This is a genomic window from Kitasatospora sp. NPDC057518, assembly GCF_042802075.1.
In the GTDB taxonomy this organism is placed as follows: Bacteria; Actinomycetota; Actinomycetes; order Streptomycetales; family Streptomycetaceae; genus Kitasatospora.
In genome coordinates this window covers 1-14,560 of the sequence record NZ_JBHVEU010000228.1, presented here as the reverse complement: position 1 = coordinate 14,560, position 14,560 = coordinate 1, and the positions used below count along the sequence as shown (strand labels likewise).

The following is a 14,560-nucleotide window of genomic DNA, read 5'->3' as shown; positions in this document are numbered from 1 at the left end:
GTCGTCGGGTTCGCCGGGGACGCCGTCGGGGTGGCGGGCCCAGTGGTGGAAGAGGTAGGCGCTGTAGTCGACGCTGTCGCGGACCTTGCCGCCCAGCAGGGCGTGCACGGGGAGCCCGAGGGTGCGGCCGAGGGAGCCAGCCCTAGTCTTCTGTACCTACTGGTATGTACAGTGAGTCGCATGAGCACCCAGGACCGTCTCATCGAGAGCACCCAGGCCCTCCTCTGGGAGCGCGGCTACGTCGGCACCAGCCCCAAGGCCATCCAGCAGCGCTCCGGGGTCGGCCAGGGCAGCATGTACCACCACTTCACCGGCAAGCCCGACCTCGCGGCCGCCGCCCTGCGCCGCAGCGCCGAGCAGATGCGGGGCGTCGCCGAGGCCGACCTCGCCGCCCCCGGCACCGCCTACGACCGGATCGCCGCCTACCTGCACCGCGACCGCGACGTCCTGCGCGGCTGCCGGATCGGCCGGATGGCCCAGGATCCCGACGTCGTCGCCGACCCGCAGCTGCGCGCGCCCGTCGAGGAGACCTTCGACTGGCTGCGCGGCCGGATCGCCGAACTGGTCGCCCAGGGCCAGGCGGACGGCGAGTTCGCCCCCGGCCTCGACCCGGCCGACACGGCCGCCGCCGTGGTCGCCGTCGTCCAGGGCGGCTACGTCCTGGCCCGCGCCGCCGACAGCGCCGAGCCGTTCGACCGGGCCGTCCGCGGCGCCCTCGGCCTGCTCGCGGCACACCGCACGGCCTGACCCGCACGGCCCCGGGCGCGCCGCCGCACCCGTACGGCCGAACCCTCACGGCCAGAGCCGACGCGCCCGCCGAAAACCAGGACGCCCGCCGTCAGACCGGCCAGAACCCGAGGAGCCCCGCCGTGCACGCCATGCAGTACGAGATCACCCTCCCCGCCGACTACGACATGGGCGTCATCCGCAAGCGCGTCGCCGACAAGGGCCACCTGCTCGACGCGCACCCGGGCCTCGGCCTCAAGGCCTACCTGGTCCGCGAGCGCGGTCGGCAGGGCTCGCCCGTCAACCAGTACGCGCCGTTCTACCTCTGGCGCACCGTCGAGGGCATGAACGGCTTCCTCTGGGGCCCGGGCTTCCGCGGCCTGAGCGCCGACTTCGGCCGCCCCGCCGTCCGGCACTGGCTCGGCGCGGGCCTGGCCCGCGGCGCGTCGTCAGTAGCGGGGGAGAGGACCGAGCCGCCAAGCACCGCCACCCGGGCGACCGTACGGCTGCCGGAAGGCGCCGACCCGGCCGAGGCCGTCGAGCGGGCGCTCGCCGACCTGCCCGCGCACCCGGACCTGCACACCGCCGCCGTGGCCGTCGACCCGAGCCGCTGGGAGCTGCTCAGCTTCGCGCTCTGGAACGGCCCGGCCCCCGAGGACGCGCCCGGCGTCCGGTACCAGGTGCTGCACCTGTCCCGCCCCGAACTGGACCGGCTGCCCGCCGGCCGCCACTGGTGAAAGGACCCACCGCCCCGATGTCCCCCGCGACCGCTCCCGCCGGCCCCGACCTCACCCCGGCCCCGTTCGACCGCGCGGCCGGCCACGCCCTGCTCGCCGACCTGGCCGGTCCGGGCGCCGCCGCCACCCTCGGCGGCCTGGACGCCCTCGCCCCCGGCTTCCCCGACTGGATCGTCACCAGCCTCTTCGGCGGCACCTACCAGCGCCCCGGCCTCGCCCTGCGCGACCGCCAGATCGCCAACCTGGCCGCCCTCACCGCCCTCGGCGGCGTCGAGCCGCAGCTCGCCGACCACGTCCGCTACAGCCGGCGGATCGGCCTGACGGAGGCGGAGATCACCGAGGTCATGGTCCACCTCGCCCCGTACGTCGGGCTCCCCAAGGCGCTGGCCGGCCTGCGGGTCGCCACCGCGACCTTCGCCGAGAGCACCGAGAGCACCGAGAGCACCGAGAGCGCCGAGGCCACCAAGGCCGCCGAGAGCGCCGCCGGGACTGTCACCGAGGAGGCCGGGGCATGAGCCGCACCGTCCGCACCGTCCTCGGCGACCTGGACCCCGCCGTCCTCGGCGTCACCGACGCCCACGACCACCTCTTCATCCGCAGCCCGCTGCTCCCCGGCCAGGAGCTGGACGACCCGGCCGCCGCCGAGGACGTCCTGCGCGCCTACGCCGCCGCCGGCGGCCGCACCCTCGTCCAGTGGACCCCGCTCGGCCTGGGCCGGGGCGCGGAGTCGCTCGCCGCGCTCTCCCGGACGACCGGTGTGCGGATCGTCGCCGCCACCGGCGCGCACCAGGCGGTCCACTACGCGCCGGGCTCCTTCTCCGCCACCGGCTCCGGGGTCGAGGACCGCCCCGGCCCGTACGCCGACCTGGCGGAACGTTTCGTCGCCGAGCTCACCACCGGTCTGCCCGGCGCGCCCGAGGGGGTCCGGGCCGGGCTGATCAAGGTCGCGGCCGACGCGGGGCCCGACAGTCGCCACACCCGGTGGACGATGGCCGCCGCCGCCGAGGCCCACCACGCCACCGGCGCCCCGATCGCCGTCCACCTCGAAGCCGACGGCGCCCCGCCCGGGGTCGTGCACCGGCTGTGCCACCGGCACGGCGTCCGGCCCGACCGGGTCATCCTCGGCCACCTCACCCGGCTCCCCGACCGTGCGCTGCACCGCCGCCTGGCCGCCGAGGGCGTGTACCTCGCGCTGGACAGCCCCTCCCGGGCCGGCCACGCAGGCGACCGCCAGGCCTTCGAGGTCATCGCCGACCTGGTCGAGGCGGGCCACGCCGCCCAGCTGCTGCTCGGCGCCGACACCACGACCCGGACCGCCCGCGCGGCCGGCGGCCCGGTCCGGCTGCTCACCGAGCTCGCCCCGCGCCTCGCCCGCAGCCACGGCCCCGAACTGCCCGAGCTGCTCCTCACCGCCAACCCGGCCGCCGCCTTCGCCGCCGACTGGCGCACGCCGTAGGGCACCCGCCGTAGGGCGCCCGCCGGGCCGTCGGACCCCGCCGAACCGCCGGGGCCGGTGGCGCGCGGGCCCGCAGGTACCGGAAACGGACTGACGGCCGCCGGTCGGGCCCTCTACGGTGCCGGACATGGTGACGCTGACGCTCCGAACCCTCACGACCGCCGACTGGCAGCTCTGGAGGGACCTCCGCCTCGCCGCCCTGACCGACGCACCGGAGGCCTTCAAGGCCGGCCTCGCCGACTGGCACCGGGGCGGCGAGGAGCGCTGGCGCGACCGGCTCGGCATCCCGGGCGCCCACCACGTCGCGGCCCTGCTGGACGAGGACCCGGTCGGGCTCGTCGGCGGCCTGCCCGGATCACCGGACGGGGTACGGGAGTTGCGCTCGCTCTGGGTCGCCCCGCGGGCGCGCGGCCGGGGCGTCGCCGACCGGCTCGTCGAGGAGGTCGAGCGCTGGGCCCGCACCACCGGCGGGACCACGCTGCGCCTCGCCGTGCTCCCCGGCAACGAAGCGGCGCTCGCCCTCTACCGCCGCCACGGCTTCGCCCCGCTCGCGGAGCCGGGCGACCTGCTCGCAGACGGGGTCACCCGGGAACTCCTGCTCGGGAAGCCCCTGCGGTGACCTGACCGACCGCCGCCGCACCCGGCTCCGGCTCCGGCACCGACAGCGATAGCGATAGCGACAGCGACGCGAAGGCGGGGCCTGCGCCGTACGGGGGACGGCACAGGCCCCGCCTTCGACCGGACCGAGGGGGCGATCAGCCGGTCACATGTGGGTGCCGCCGTCGATGCGCAGCTCGGTACCGGTGACGAAGGCGCCGTCGTCGGAGGCGAGCATGGCGATCACGCCGGCCACCGTCTCCGGGCCGGCGAAGCCCTGGCCGAGGGCGGGGGAGAGCTTGGCCAGCAGGCTGAAGTCGGCGTCGGCGGGCAGGCCCGGGTTGTGGGTCATGCCGCTGTCGATGCTGCCCGGCGCGACGCAGACCGCGCGCAGGCCCTGCTTCGAGTACTCCGAGGCGATGGCATGGGTGAAGGACTGGATGCCGCCCTTGGTCGCGGCGTACGCGGCCATGTACGGGTGGGCGAAGCTCGCGGAGGTGGAGCTGAAGTTGACCACCACGCCCCGGCCGCCCGCGAGCAGCGCGGGGAGCGCCTCGCGGGTCATCAGGAAGGTGCCGGTCAGGTTCACCGCGAGGAGCTTGTTCCAGAACTCCAGGCTGGTCTCGTGGGTGTGCGAGGAGCGGAGGATGCCGGCCGCGTTGACCAGCACGTCCAGGCCGCCCAGGCCGGTGGTCGCCTCGGCGACGCCCGCGACGACGGCCGCCTCGTCCGAGATGTCCAGGACCTGAATGGTCAGGCGGTCCGCGGTGCCCTCGGCGGTGGCGCGGTCCAGGGTCTTCTTCAGGCCGTCCTCGTTGACGTCGACGGCGACGACCTTCCCGCCCTCGGCGAGGATCCGGTGCACGGTGGCCTGGCCGATGCCCGAGCCGCCGCCGGTGATCAGGACGTTCCGTCCGCTGAAGCGCTCCATGGTGGTACTCCGTTCGTTCGTGGTCTCTCGACCTCGGGAACCACGGTACGCCTGAGTGGCACGTTGTGCCAAAAAGGCTGCCTGTGCCAGATCGTCGTGACGTGCCACCTTGGCATGCGTCCGCGTAGGCTGGCCCTGTGACCGGACGCCCGACCCTGACCCAGCGCCGCCGTGAGGCCACCCGACTGGAGATCGCCCGTACCGCCGCCGCGCTCTTCGCCGAGCGGGGAGCCGAGGCGACCACCGCCGAGGAGATCGCCCTCGCCGCGGGCATCTCGCTGCGCACCTTCTACCGGTACTTCTCCGTCAAGGAGGACGCCGTCGCCCCGCTGCTCGCGTCGGGCGGGCAGGAGTGGGTGGAGCTGTTCGCGGCGAGCCCGGCCGACCTGCCGCTGCGCGAGGCGCTGGAGCGCGCGGCGGTCGCGTCGCTGACCCCGGCCGACGAGGCGCGGGCGGAGATGATGCGGTGGGCCCGCGGCCTGCTGCGCGACCCGAAGCTGAACGCCACCTGGCAGCGGGTCCACGCCGACTCGGAGGCGCGGCTGCGGGTCGCCCTCACCGAGCGCTGCCCGGACGGCACCGACCCGCTGGAGATCCGGCTGGCCGCCGCCGCCGCGACCGCGGCGATCCGGGTGGCCCTGGAGCAGTGGGCCTCCTCCGAGGCGCCCCTCGCCGGCCCGGGCTCCCCGCAGGACCTCGGCGCGCGCTGCATGCGCGAGCTCACGGCGGGGCTGCGGCTCTGGGGGCGCGTGGGCTGAGCCCGGGCGCAGCCCACCCCGCCCGCTCCGGCTGACGGAGGACAGTCGACCGCTGACAGATGTCAGATGACAACTTTCGAAATCTGTTATCTGAACGTTGTCATCTGTCAGCCCGGCTCCCCGTCACCTCCCAGCCGCGGTCAGCTTCCTCCCAGCTGGCGTTAGGGTTGGTCCTCGCGCCCCGGCCGGGGAACCGGGGTGACCTCCTCGGATGTCCCCAGCGGAGGGGACTGGAGTTCGAGGCGTGGGAGCAAGCGGGACATGGGTCTGACGAGCCACAAGGTGCTGGCGCTGACCGCACTGATCGCGGTCGTGATGATGGTCGGCACGGTCTGGCTGTGGCCCAGACTCGCGAAGAAGACCTGGCAGTCGGTGCTCGGCCGGATCGGCGCGCTGCTCGCCACCCAGCTCGCGGTGCTCGCCGCGCTCGGCCTGGTCGCGAACAACTACTTCGCCTTCTACAGCAGTTGGGACGACCTGCTGGGCACCGGCGACACCGGCCCGGTGGTCATCCACAACAAGGCGGACGCCTCCGGCCGGCTGATGGTGGAGACGATGGGCCAGGCCGCGGTCAAGGGCGGCGGCGCGATGGGCCGCGAGCCCGCCCAGTCCGGCGAGATCCGCAAGGTCCGGATAGACGGCGCGGCCAGCCGGCTGTCCACCGAGGGCTACGTCTACCTGCCCCCGCAGTACTTCCAGCCGGAGTACGCCCAGAAGCAGTTCCCGGCCGTGATCGTCAGCACCGGATTCCCAGGAATCGCCGAGAACCTGATCACCCGCTTCAACTACCCGGGCGCCGCGCTCAAGCTGCTGCAGGAGGGGCGGATGCAGCCGACCGTCATGGTCCTGGTGCGCCCCTCGCCCGCGCTGCCCCAGGACACCGAGTGCGAGGACGTCCCGAACGGCCCGCAGTCCGACACCTACTTCACCAAGGACGTGCCCTCGGCGATCCAGGCCAGCTACCGGGTCTCCACCGACCCGCAGGCCTGGGCCTTCATGGGCAACTCGACCGGCGGCTACTGCGCGCTCAAGCTGGCCATGCGCCACCCGGACGTCTTCCCGACCGCCGTCGCCCTCTCCGCCTACTACGACGCCGCCGACGACCCGACGACGGGCGACCTCTTCGGGGGCAGCAAGCAGCGCCGCGACGAGGCCAACCTGCTGTGGCGGCTGAAGAACCTGCCGCAGCCGAAGGTGTCCGTGCTGCTGGCCGGCACCAAGAAGGGCGACGGCGACTACCGGCAGCAGACCGAGGCCTTCGTCGACGGGGTGCAGAGCCCGATGAAGGTCTCGTACAGCATGCTGGAGAACGGCGGCCACAACTTCGAGACCTGGAGCGCCCTGCTGCCCTCCTCGCTGGAGTGGCTGTCCCAGCACCTCAAGGTGCCGAACCAGTCCGCATGAGCCTGACCAGCCGGGCCTGACCGACCGAGCCTGACCGACCGAACCCCCGGAGCCACGGCCCCGGGGGTTCGGTCATTCAGGAGTCGTACGGCGGTCCCGCCGCTCAGGCCACCCGCTCCAGCGTCCCGGTGTGCAGCTGGCCGACCCGGCCGCCCTCGCCCTCGAAGGTCCAGAAGGCCCGCACGGTCAGCCTGCCGAGGTCCATCACGTGGCTGACGGTGATCCCGCTCTGCTCGGTCCAGCTGACGAAGTAGATCTCCGGCGCGACCTCGGCGACGTGCAGGCGCACGTCCTCCCACTGGCCCGCGGACTCGCCGAGGCCCTCCCAGCGCAGCCGCGTGCCGTCGGCCGAGTAGGTGTTGCGGAAGGCCGCGCCGTTGTCGACCCGGAAGAGGTAGGTGCGGCCGGCGAAGGCGGGCAGGGGCGCGGTCATGGTGGGGCGGGTCCTCGTCTCTGTCAGGTCGTGGCGAGCACCCGGTCGGGCTCGCCGCTCTTGTGCACGGCGGATGATGTCAGGCTTCCAATTTATCCGACCGGGCGCACTCGGTCAGGCAAAGGCCACGGTACGGTCCGCCACCACGCGGCGGCCCGGGTGTGCGACCGGCACATGGGCAGGGCCGCGCGCCGGCCCTAGCGTCCGGCCATGAGACGTACCCCCACACGCCCCGGCCCCGCGAGACGCGTCCCCACCGCCCTCGCCGCCGTGCTCCTGACCCTCGCCGCCGCCCTGCTCGGCACCCCCACCGCCGCGCAGGCGGCTACGGCCCGGGCCGCCGCCGCCCCCCTCACCCTGGAAGCGACCTTCCCCGCCCCCGGCAACGGCTGGGCCAAGGTCGAGCGCTACCTCGACACCACCCCCGGCTTCGGCGCCGAGCAGTTCCCCGCCGACGGCCGCGGCGACCAGGACGGCGCCCGCCGGACGTACTTCGGCACCGGTCGGCCCTCCTCCGCCCGGTTCCTGCTCTACTCCGCCGCGGGCTGGGACACCGGCGCCCAGGCCACCCCCGTCCTGCTGGTCCACGGCGCCAACGACAACGCCGACCGGGCCTGGGCGAACCCGGGGGAGAGCGGCGCCTGCGGTGCCGCGAACTGCCCGTCCACCGGGCTCGCCCAGTACCTGGCCGGCACCGGCCACCGGGTCTTCGCGATCGGCTTCGCCCACAAGCACGGCGACAACCTGCTCCAGGCCCAGGCGGTCGGCGACGCGGTCGCGCTGATCCGGGCCCGGCTCGGGGTCCCCCAGGTCGACGTGGTGGCCTGGAGCAAGGGCGAGGTCGCCGCCCGGGCGTACGTGTCCTCGGTGAAGCCCTCCTGGGGGAGGGCGTACGCGGGCGACGTGCGCCGGCTGGTCACGCTGGGCGGGCCGCACGGCGGGCTCGACTACGTGTACGCGCACGGCTGGGACTTCGACCTGGTGACCTGGCCCGCCTGCGGCGGCACCGCCAACGCGCCGTCCCCGCACCTCTACATGACCTGCTACGGCACGTACACCGCGCAGCCCTGCCTCGGGGTGCTGCCGAGCGGCGGCTACGACTGCTACCCGGGCCAGCGCCAGCTGCTCGCCCGCTGGGACGGCACCTACGGGGTGGACAGCAGTGCGCAGGACTGGTGGACCACCTACTACGGCGGCCAGGGCTTCTACACCTCCGGCCAGGGCATCCAGGCGGCGATCGACGCGGGCTCGCTGATCGCCCCGCTCCGGCAGGCCGGCATCCCGGCCGCGGTGCGCACCTACCTGTTGGCGGGCGGGTCCGCCGACATCCCGGGCGTGCTCAACGAGGGCCGCGGGCCGAGCGACGGGCTGGTCTTCACCGCGAGCGCGCTGGACACCACCGGCATCGCGACGGTCGGCGGCACCCGGCTGCTCGGCGGCCTGAACCACCTGGAGCTCGCCTGGGCGCCGGACGCGGCGAGCCAGGTCAACGCCTGGCTGAGCTGAGCCTCAAGCCGGTCAACTCGGCTGCCGCACGGGGTCGTTGGTCGGCGCCTCGGCGGGGGTGGCGCCCCGCCCGCCGCCGGCAGGACGGTCCCGTGCGGCAGGGCCGACCCCGCCGACGGGACCGCGCGGCCCACACGGCTCAGGAACCGGCGGCCGTCCCGGCCACCGTGATGTCGAACGGCTGCCGGTTGTTGCCCTCGTACCGGTCGTCCGCGCTGCGCACCGCGACCGAGCCGCCGCTCAGCCTGCCCTCCGGCAGGTCCGGGGCGAGCCGGACCGGGATGAGGGCGGTCGCGCTGCGCCCCTCCCGCAGCCCGGGCGCGAACACGCACCGCACGACGCGGCCGCGGCTCACCACCTGGCAGGTGGACGGGAAGAACGGGCCCTCCGGGCTGACGCCCTCCGGCAGGGTGATCGCGACCGTGAACGGGGAGGCGGTGGTCTCCGGGCCGCCGTTGCCGACGAAGGCGTGGATGGTGGTGGTGCCGCCGGGCGCGGCCGCGTCCGGGTCGATCCGGACCACCTCCAGGTCGGAGTCGGACGGTCGCGCGGCGGCCTCGGCCGTCCCGGACCCGGCGGTGGACCCGGCCCCGGACCCGGCTCCGGGCTTGGCCGGGGCCGGCAGGGTCGAGGCGGTGGGCGTCGCCGGTGCGGGCAGGGTGGACGGCGAGGGCGGACCGGCCGCGACGACCTCCACGGCGGGCCGGGGCTCGGGCCGCCGCAGCGCCCAGACCGGGTCGGTGGCCAGTACCGTCACCGCGCACCCCGCCGCCACCGCCGCGACCAGCCCGGCCCCGCCGAACCCCCGACCCCTCGCGGCGCGCCGTACGGCACCGGCCCGTACGCCATCGCTCCGGACCTCACCTCCCCGGACCCTGCCGCCCCGCGCGCCCTCCCATGCGTCCCGGTACTGCTGCTCCATCCCCGCTCACCCTGCCCTCGCGTCCCGGCCGCCCGCGCCGTTGCGGGCCGCGTCGGCACCAGGGTGGCGGAGCCACCGCCGGAGCCGGGCGGCAACCCGCCCGTCGTCCGCCCGAACGGATGACGCGGCACGCCGTGCCAACCGGGTCGGCGGGCAAGGGAGGTTGACGTTCCGTCAGGGAGCGAGGACCTGCCCCAGCCGGCTCGCGATCTGGTGCATCACCGGCACCAGCGAGGCGGCTCCGGCCTGCTCCTCCAGGGCCCGGATGCGGGCCTCCGGGCCGGAGACCGAGAGCGCGGTGGGCGTCGGCGCGCCCGGGACGGCGAGCGCGATGCAGCGGACGCCGATCTCCTGCTCCTGGTCGTCGACCACGTAGCCGCGCTCGCGCGCCTCGGCGAGCTGGCGCATCAGCTCCTGCGGGTCGGTGACCGTGTACTCGGTGTGCGCGGGCAGCGGGTTGGGGCCGAGCACGGCGCGGGCCTCGTCCTCCGGCAGCTGGGCGAGCAGCGCCTTGCCGACGCCGGTGCAGTGCGGCTGCACCCGTCGGCCGACCTCGGTGAACATCCGCATCGAGCGGCGCGACTGCACCTGGCCGACGTACACCACCTCGCCGCCCTCCAGCACCGCCAGGTTGGCGGTCTCGCCGGTGGCCTCCATGAGCTCGGCCAGGTACGGGCGGGCCCAGCTGCCGAGCAGTCGGCCGGCCGTCTCGCCGAGCCGGATCAGCCGGGGGCCGAGGGTGTAGCGGCGCGCGGTGTCCTGGCGGACATAGCCCTGCTGCACGAGGGTACGAACCAACCGGTGGATGGTCGGCATCGGGAGGCCGGACGTGGTGGAGAGCTCGCTGAGGGTGGCCACGCCGCCGGAGTCGGCCAGCGCCTCCAGGAGTTGGAAGGCGCGTTCGACGGACTGCACGCCGCCGCCCGCGCGGTCGGCGCCTGTCGTCGATGCTGGGTCGGGGGTCGCAACCACCGGCGTTTCCTTCACTGTCGGGGAGGAGTAGAGTCCCGGCGATCTCTTCAACAAACCGTTGAAATTCTGTATCGCGGAAACTAGTCTCCACTTTACAGAATCGAACTCGCCGACAGGCGGGTACCGATCGAGGAAGTTCCCTGAGGAAGTTCCCACCGGAGCTCCCTCCGCCAGGCTCAACCGTCTTAGGAGTGTCCTGCTCATGGCTGCAGATCAGGGGCCCGTCGGCGCCTCGCCCGCCGCTCCGGTCGTCACTGTCGCCGGTCCTCGCGTCCCCCGGGCGGAGGAGGTGCTCACTCCGGAGGCGCTCGCCTTCGTCGCCGGGCTCCATCGGGCCTTCGAGGGGCGCCGACAGGAGCTGCTGGCCGGGCGGAAGGCCCGCCGCGCCGAGATCGCCGCCACCGGCACGCTGGACTTCCGCCCCGACACCGCCGACATCCGGGCCGGGGACTGGAAGGTCGCCGAGGCGCCCCGCGCCCTCCAGGACCGCCGGGTCGAGATCACCGGGCCGACCGACCGCAAGATGGTCGTCAACGCGCTCAACTCCGGGGCGCGGATCTGGCTCGCGGACTTCGAGGACGCCACCTCCCCGACCTGGGAGAACGTGGTCGGCGGCCAGGCCAACCTGACCGACGCCTTCGAGGGTCGGATCGACTTCACCGGCGCGGCCGGCAAGGCGTACACCCTCAAGCCCGCCGCCGAGCTCGCCACCGTCGTGGTCCGCCCCCGCGGCTGGCATCTGGACGAGAACCACCTGCTGGTCGACGGCACCCCGGTGGCCGGCGCGTTCGTCGACTTCGGCCTCTACTTCTTCCACAACGCCGCCCGGCTGCTGGCCAAGGGTGCCGAGGACCCCAACTCCGGCCCGTACTTCTACCTGCCGAAGACCGAGAGCCACCTCGAGGCCCGGCTGTGGAACGACGTGTTCACCCACGCCCAGGCCGAACTCGGCATCCCGCACGGCACGATCCGGGCGACCGTGCTGATCGAGACCATCACCGCCGCGTTCGAGATGGACGAGATCCTCTACGAGCTGCGCGACCACGCGGCCGGCCTCAACGCCGGGCGCTGGGACTACCTGTTCTCGATCGTCAAGAACTTCCGCGACGCCGGCGAGCACTACATCCTGCCGGACCGCAACACCGTCACCATGGCCTCGCCGTTCATGGCCGCCTACACCCGGCTGCTGGTGCGGACCTGCCACCGGCGCGGCGCCCACGCGATCGGCGGCATGGCCGCGTTCATCCCGAGCCGCCGCGACCCGGAGGTCAACGCGGCCGCGTTGGAGAAGGTCAAGGCGGACAAGGACCGCGAGGCCGGGAACGGCTTCGACGGCTCCTGGGTCGCCCACCCCGACCTGGTGCCGGTCGCCCGGGCCTCCTTCGACGCGGTGCTCGGCGAGCGGCCCCACCAGAAGGACAACCCCGGCCCGGCCGAGCCGGTGACCGCCGCCCAGCTCCTCGACATCGCCGGAGCCGGCGGCACCTGCACCCGCGCGGGGCTGCACAACGCCGTCCAGGTCGGCGTCCGCTACATCGAGGCCTGGCTGCGCGGGCTCGGGGCCGTCGGCATCTTCAACATGATGGAGGACGCCGCCACTGCCGAGATCTCCCGCTCGCAGATCTGGCAGTGGATCCACAACGGGGTCGTGCTCTCCGACACCGGCGAGAAGGCCACCGCCGACCTGGTCCGCTCCCTGGTCGCCGCGGAGCTGGCCGAACTCCTCGCCGAGCTGGGCGAGGAGGCCTACGGCGCCGGCCGCTGGCCGGAGGCCGCCCGGCTCTTCGAACAGGTCGCCCTGGCCGAGGAGTTCGTGGACTTTCTGACCCTCCCCGCGCTCCCGCTGCTGGGCTGATCCCGACCTGCCCGCCGGAGCCTGCCCGGCTGCGGTGCGCCGGCGGTCCACCACTCCGTTCCGTACGGCGACGAATCCCACCCGTCCTCTCGTCGCCGTACGGAACGGTCTTGTCCACGTAAGGAGTTCACCCATGGCGCGCATGTTCTTCAACGGCCAGGCAATGGTCGGCGGTCCCTTCCACGCGAAGGTCGCCGACTCGCTGATCGGGCCGGCCAGGACCGCCCCCGGTTACCGCTTCTTCTCCATCGACCACAGCGGCGGCACGGACGTCTGCCCGGGACTGCTGGCCGACCCGGAGGCGGACACCGCCATCGAGGGCGAGCTGTACGACATCCCCCTGGAGCGGCTGCGGGACGTCATCCTGCCGGGGGAGCCGCGGGAGCTGGAACTGGGCGTCATCGAGCTGGAGGACGGCTCCGCGTGCCTGTCCATGCTGCTCTCCCGGGGCGAGCTGGAGCGCGGCGTCCACCGGGAGATCACCCACCACGGCGGCTGGCGCGCCTACCTGGCGTCGATCGGGCGCACGGCCTGACGGCTGCCGCCGGGTGCGCCGGCAGCCCCGGACCCTCGCCGTGGGTCCGGGGCTGCGGTCCGCGCACCGATGACGGCGAACGGACGACAGAGAACAGCTGACAGATAACAGATGACGAAAGTTGTCAGCTGTCATCTGTCTGCCACTGTCGTCCGTCCGTCGCCCCGAGGTGAGCGGAGCCCGGGGGCGCACCGTCCCTGGGCGCCCCCGGAGTACGGGGTGGGCGTCGAACCGGCCCCGGACCGGACCGAACCGGCGCTAGACCGGACCGACTCAGACCGGACCGGCCCTAGACCGGACGCGCCGCCAGCTCGCGGGCGGCGCGGGCGCAGTCGCGTGCGATCCGGTCCTCGTTGACGGTGGTCAGCTGCCCCTTCTCGACCACCGCGTTGCCGTTGACGAACAGCACCGACAGTGGCGGCAGCGCGCCGAAGGTGAGCGCGGCGACCGGGTCGGCGATGGACGAGTGCATGACCCCGTCGATCTTCCACAGCGCCAGGTCGGCGAGCTTGCCGACCTCGATCGAGCCGATCTCGTCCTGCCGGCCGAGCACCCGGGCGCCGCCCATGGTGCCCAGGCGCAGCGCCTGCCGCCCGGTCAGCGCGGCGGGGGAGCCGTGCAACCGGTTGATCAGCAGGGCGTTGCGCAGCTCCGTACCGAGCTCGCCGGACTCGTTGGAGGCGGTGCCGTCCACCCCGAGCCCGACCGGGACGCCGGCCCGGAGCATGTCGGGCACCCGCGCGATCCCGGCCGCCAGGCGGGCGTTGGAGGACGGGCAGTGGGCGACGCCGGTGCCGGTCTCGGCGAACTTGGCGATGTCGGAGTCGTTCATGTGCACGCAGTGCGCCATCCAGACGTCCTCGCCGAGCCAGCCCACCGACTCGAAGTAGTCGGTCGGCCCCATGCCGAACAGCTCCTTGCAGAACGCCTCCTCCTCGGCCGTCTCCGAGCCGTGGGTGTGCAGCCGGACGCCCTTGCGGCGGGCGAGTTCGGCGGACTGCCGGAGCAGGTCGGTGGAGACGGAGAAGGGGGAACAGGGCGCGAGGGCGATGTGCAGCATCGAGCCGAAGGAGGAGTCGTGGTAGCGGTCCACGGCGGTCTCGGACGCGGCCAGGATGTCGTCCAGCTCCTCGACCGCGTGGTCCGGCGGCAGCCCGCCGTCCTTCTTCGAGCGGTCCATCGAGCCGCGCAGCGCGGTGAAGCGCAGGCCGAGCTCCTGGACGGCCTCGATGGAGGCGCCGAGGATGTCGCCGCCGTCCTTCGGGAAGACGTAGTGGTGGTCCGAGGCGGTGGTGCAGCCGGACTTGAGCAGCGCGGCGGCGGAGCCCTGGCTCGCGGCGTGCACGAGCCGCTCGTCGATCCGCGCCCAGGTCGGGTAGAGGGCGACCAGCCAGTCGAACAGGATGTCGTCCTGGGCCAGGCCGCGGGTGATCCACTGGTAGAAGTGGTGGTGGGTGTTGACCAGGCCGGGGGTGGCCAGGTGGCCCTCGCCGTTGATCCGGCGCACCACGTTGTCCAGCCACGCGGGGGCGGGGCCGTCGCCCACCGCCTCGATGGTGTTGCCGAGGAGGACCACGTGGCCGCGGGCGTACTCGGTGTCGTTCGCGTCCACGGTGGCGATCGCGACGTTCTCGATCACGGTCCGCTGGTCGGTGGGCGGGGGCTGGACTGCCATGGCGTGACTCCTAGGGGGGAGGGCCGGGAGGGGTGCGCACCGTGGTGCGCGCC

The 14,560-nt window shown here is 74.0% G+C and carries 15 protein-coding genes and 1 pseudogene; 10 read left to right on the top strand and 6 right to left on the bottom strand.

Annotation, left to right across the window (positions count from 1 at the left end):
- Positions 1-135, bottom strand: a pseudogene (locus ACFU7Z_RS22945) (glucarate dehydratase); the annotation flags it as partial.
- A 45-nt stretch (positions 136-180) separates the two neighbouring features.
- Here ACFU7Z_RS22945 and ACFU7Z_RS22940 point away from each other — a divergent pair.
- From ACFU7Z_RS22940 to ACFU7Z_RS22920, 5 genes are all read left to right on the top strand, one after another.
- Positions 181-747 carry a TetR/AcrR family transcriptional regulator gene (locus ACFU7Z_RS22940; RefSeq protein WP_117492659.1) on the top strand — a complete coding sequence of 189 codons (567 nt, stop codon included), beginning with the start codon at positions 181-183 and terminating at the stop codon, positions 745-747.
- A 122-nt stretch (positions 748-869) separates the two neighbouring features.
- The gene (locus ACFU7Z_RS22935) at positions 870-1,463 is read left to right on the top strand and encodes a DUF4865 family protein (RefSeq protein ID WP_380779287.1); all 594 of its coding nucleotides are present in this window, start codon (positions 870-872) and stop codon (positions 1,461-1,463) included.
- 17 nt (positions 1,464-1,480) lie between these two features.
- Positions 1,481-1,978, top strand: a complete 498-nt coding sequence (locus ACFU7Z_RS22930) for a carboxymuconolactone decarboxylase family protein (protein WP_380779285.1) — start codon at positions 1,481-1,483, stop codon at positions 1,976-1,978.
- A complete protein-coding gene (locus ACFU7Z_RS22925; protein ID WP_380779283.1) occupies positions 1,975-2,919 on the top strand; it encodes a phosphotriesterase in 945 nt (314 codons plus the stop codon). The genes ACFU7Z_RS22930 and ACFU7Z_RS22925 overlap by 4 nt, the downstream gene beginning before the upstream one ends.
- Before the next feature lie 127 nt (positions 2,920-3,046).
- On the top strand, positions 3,047-3,538 hold the full coding sequence (locus tag ACFU7Z_RS22920) for a GNAT family N-acetyltransferase (protein ID WP_380779281.1): 492 nt from the start codon (positions 3,047-3,049) through the stop codon (positions 3,536-3,538).
- A gap of 144 nt (positions 3,539-3,682) precedes the next feature.
- Here the strand turns inward: ACFU7Z_RS22920 and ACFU7Z_RS22915 are convergent, their stop codons facing one another.
- Complete coding sequence (locus ACFU7Z_RS22915) at positions 3,683-4,447, bottom strand: SDR family NAD(P)-dependent oxidoreductase (RefSeq protein WP_049658184.1); 765 nt, start codon at positions 4,445-4,447, stop codon at positions 3,683-3,685.
- Between the two features lie 137 nt (positions 4,448-4,584).
- Between ACFU7Z_RS22915 and ACFU7Z_RS22910 the strand changes: the two genes are divergently transcribed.
- A complete protein-coding gene (locus tag ACFU7Z_RS22910; protein WP_380779278.1) occupies positions 4,585-5,205 on the top strand; it encodes a TetR family transcriptional regulator in 621 nt (206 codons plus the stop codon).
- Positions 5,206-5,466: 261 nt separating this feature from the next.
- Entirely contained in the window at positions 5,467-6,609 is a 1,143-nt protein-coding gene (locus ACFU7Z_RS22905) for an esterase family protein (RefSeq protein ID WP_049658183.1), read from the top strand.
- 103 nt (positions 6,610-6,712) lie between these two features.
- On the opposite strand, the gene ACFU7Z_RS22900 is transcribed toward ACFU7Z_RS22905, so the two are convergent.
- Complete coding sequence (locus tag ACFU7Z_RS22900) at positions 6,713-7,042, bottom strand: MoaF N-terminal domain-containing protein (RefSeq protein WP_380670944.1); 330 nt, start codon at positions 7,040-7,042, stop codon at positions 6,713-6,715.
- A 210-nt stretch (positions 7,043-7,252) separates the two neighbouring features.
- Between ACFU7Z_RS22900 and ACFU7Z_RS22895 the strand changes: the two genes are divergently transcribed.
- Positions 7,253-8,548, top strand: a complete 1,296-nt coding sequence (locus ACFU7Z_RS22895) for an esterase/lipase family protein (protein ID WP_380779276.1) — start codon at positions 7,253-7,255, stop codon at positions 8,546-8,548.
- Between the two features lie 139 nt (positions 8,549-8,687).
- Here ACFU7Z_RS22895 and ACFU7Z_RS22890 read toward each other — a convergent pair whose 3' ends face one another.
- Both ACFU7Z_RS22890 and ACFU7Z_RS22885 read right to left on the bottom strand, forming a co-directional pair.
- Positions 8,688-9,470: a hypothetical protein gene (locus ACFU7Z_RS22890; protein WP_380779274.1), complete on the bottom strand. Its 783-nt coding sequence runs from the start codon at positions 9,468-9,470 to the stop codon at positions 8,688-8,690.
- 174 nt (positions 9,471-9,644) lie between these two features.
- Positions 9,645-10,442, bottom strand: a complete 798-nt coding sequence (locus tag ACFU7Z_RS22885) for an IclR family transcriptional regulator (protein ID WP_380738594.1) — start codon at positions 10,440-10,442, stop codon at positions 9,645-9,647.
- A gap of 202 nt (positions 10,443-10,644) precedes the next feature.
- Here ACFU7Z_RS22885 and aceB point away from each other — a divergent pair, with 202 nt between their 5' ends.
- Together aceB and ACFU7Z_RS22875 are read left to right on the top strand one after the other, a co-directional pair.
- A complete protein-coding gene (gene aceB / locus ACFU7Z_RS22880) occupies positions 10,645-12,297 on the top strand; it encodes a malate synthase A (RefSeq protein ID WP_380779272.1) in 1,653 nt (550 codons plus the stop codon).
- A gap of 133 nt (positions 12,298-12,430) precedes the next feature.
- Positions 12,431-12,832, top strand: coding sequence for a gamma-glutamylcyclotransferase (locus ACFU7Z_RS22875; protein WP_074004300.1), 402 nt, complete (start codon positions 12,431-12,433; stop codon positions 12,830-12,832).
- Between the two features lie 289 nt (positions 12,833-13,121).
- Here the strand turns inward: ACFU7Z_RS22875 and ACFU7Z_RS22870 are convergent, their stop codons facing one another.
- Positions 13,122-14,507, bottom strand: coding sequence for an 8-oxoguanine deaminase (locus ACFU7Z_RS22870; protein WP_074004301.1), 1,386 nt, complete (start codon positions 14,505-14,507; stop codon positions 13,122-13,124).
- Between the last annotated feature and the right edge of the window lie 53 nt (positions 14,508-14,560).

What these genes read in the sequence shown, in the direction of transcription:
- ACFU7Z_RS22940 (WP_117492659.1), top strand. Translation starts at nt 181, where the DNA reads ATGAGCACCCAGGACCGTCTCATCGAGAGCACCCAGGCCCTCCTCTGG.
- ACFU7Z_RS22930 (WP_380779285.1), top strand. Translation starts at nt 1,481, where the DNA reads ATGTCCCCCGCGACCGCTCCCGCCGGCCCCGACCTCACCCCGGCCCCG.
- ACFU7Z_RS22925 (WP_380779283.1), top strand. Translation starts at nt 1,975, where the DNA reads ATGAGCCGCACCGTCCGCACCGTCCTCGGCGACCTGGACCCCGCCGTC.
- ACFU7Z_RS22920 (WP_380779281.1), top strand. Translation starts at nt 3,047, where the DNA reads ATGGTGACGCTGACGCTCCGAACCCTCACGACCGCCGACTGGCAGCTC.
- ACFU7Z_RS22915 (WP_049658184.1), bottom strand. Translation starts at nt 4,447, where the DNA reads ATGGAGCGCTTCAGCGGACGGAACGTCCTGATCACCGGCGGCGGCTCG.
- ACFU7Z_RS22905 (WP_049658183.1), top strand. Translation starts at nt 5,467, where the DNA reads ATGGGTCTGACGAGCCACAAGGTGCTGGCGCTGACCGCACTGATCGCG.
- ACFU7Z_RS22900 (WP_380670944.1), bottom strand. Translation starts at nt 7,042, where the DNA reads ATGACCGCGCCCCTGCCCGCCTTCGCCGGCCGCACCTACCTCTTCCGG.
- ACFU7Z_RS22895 (WP_380779276.1), top strand. Translation starts at nt 7,253, where the DNA reads ATGAGACGTACCCCCACACGCCCCGGCCCCGCGAGACGCGTCCCCACC.
- ACFU7Z_RS22890 (WP_380779274.1), bottom strand. Translation starts at nt 9,470, where the DNA reads ATGGAGCAGCAGTACCGGGACGCATGGGAGGGCGCGCGGGGCGGCAGG.
- aceB (WP_380779272.1), top strand. Translation starts at nt 10,645, where the DNA reads ATGGCTGCAGATCAGGGGCCCGTCGGCGCCTCGCCCGCCGCTCCGGTC.
- ACFU7Z_RS22875 (WP_074004300.1), top strand. Translation starts at nt 12,431, where the DNA reads ATGGCGCGCATGTTCTTCAACGGCCAGGCAATGGTCGGCGGTCCCTTC.
- ACFU7Z_RS22870 (WP_074004301.1), bottom strand. Translation starts at nt 14,507, where the DNA reads ATGGCAGTCCAGCCCCCGCCCACCGACCAGCGGACCGTGATCGAGAAC.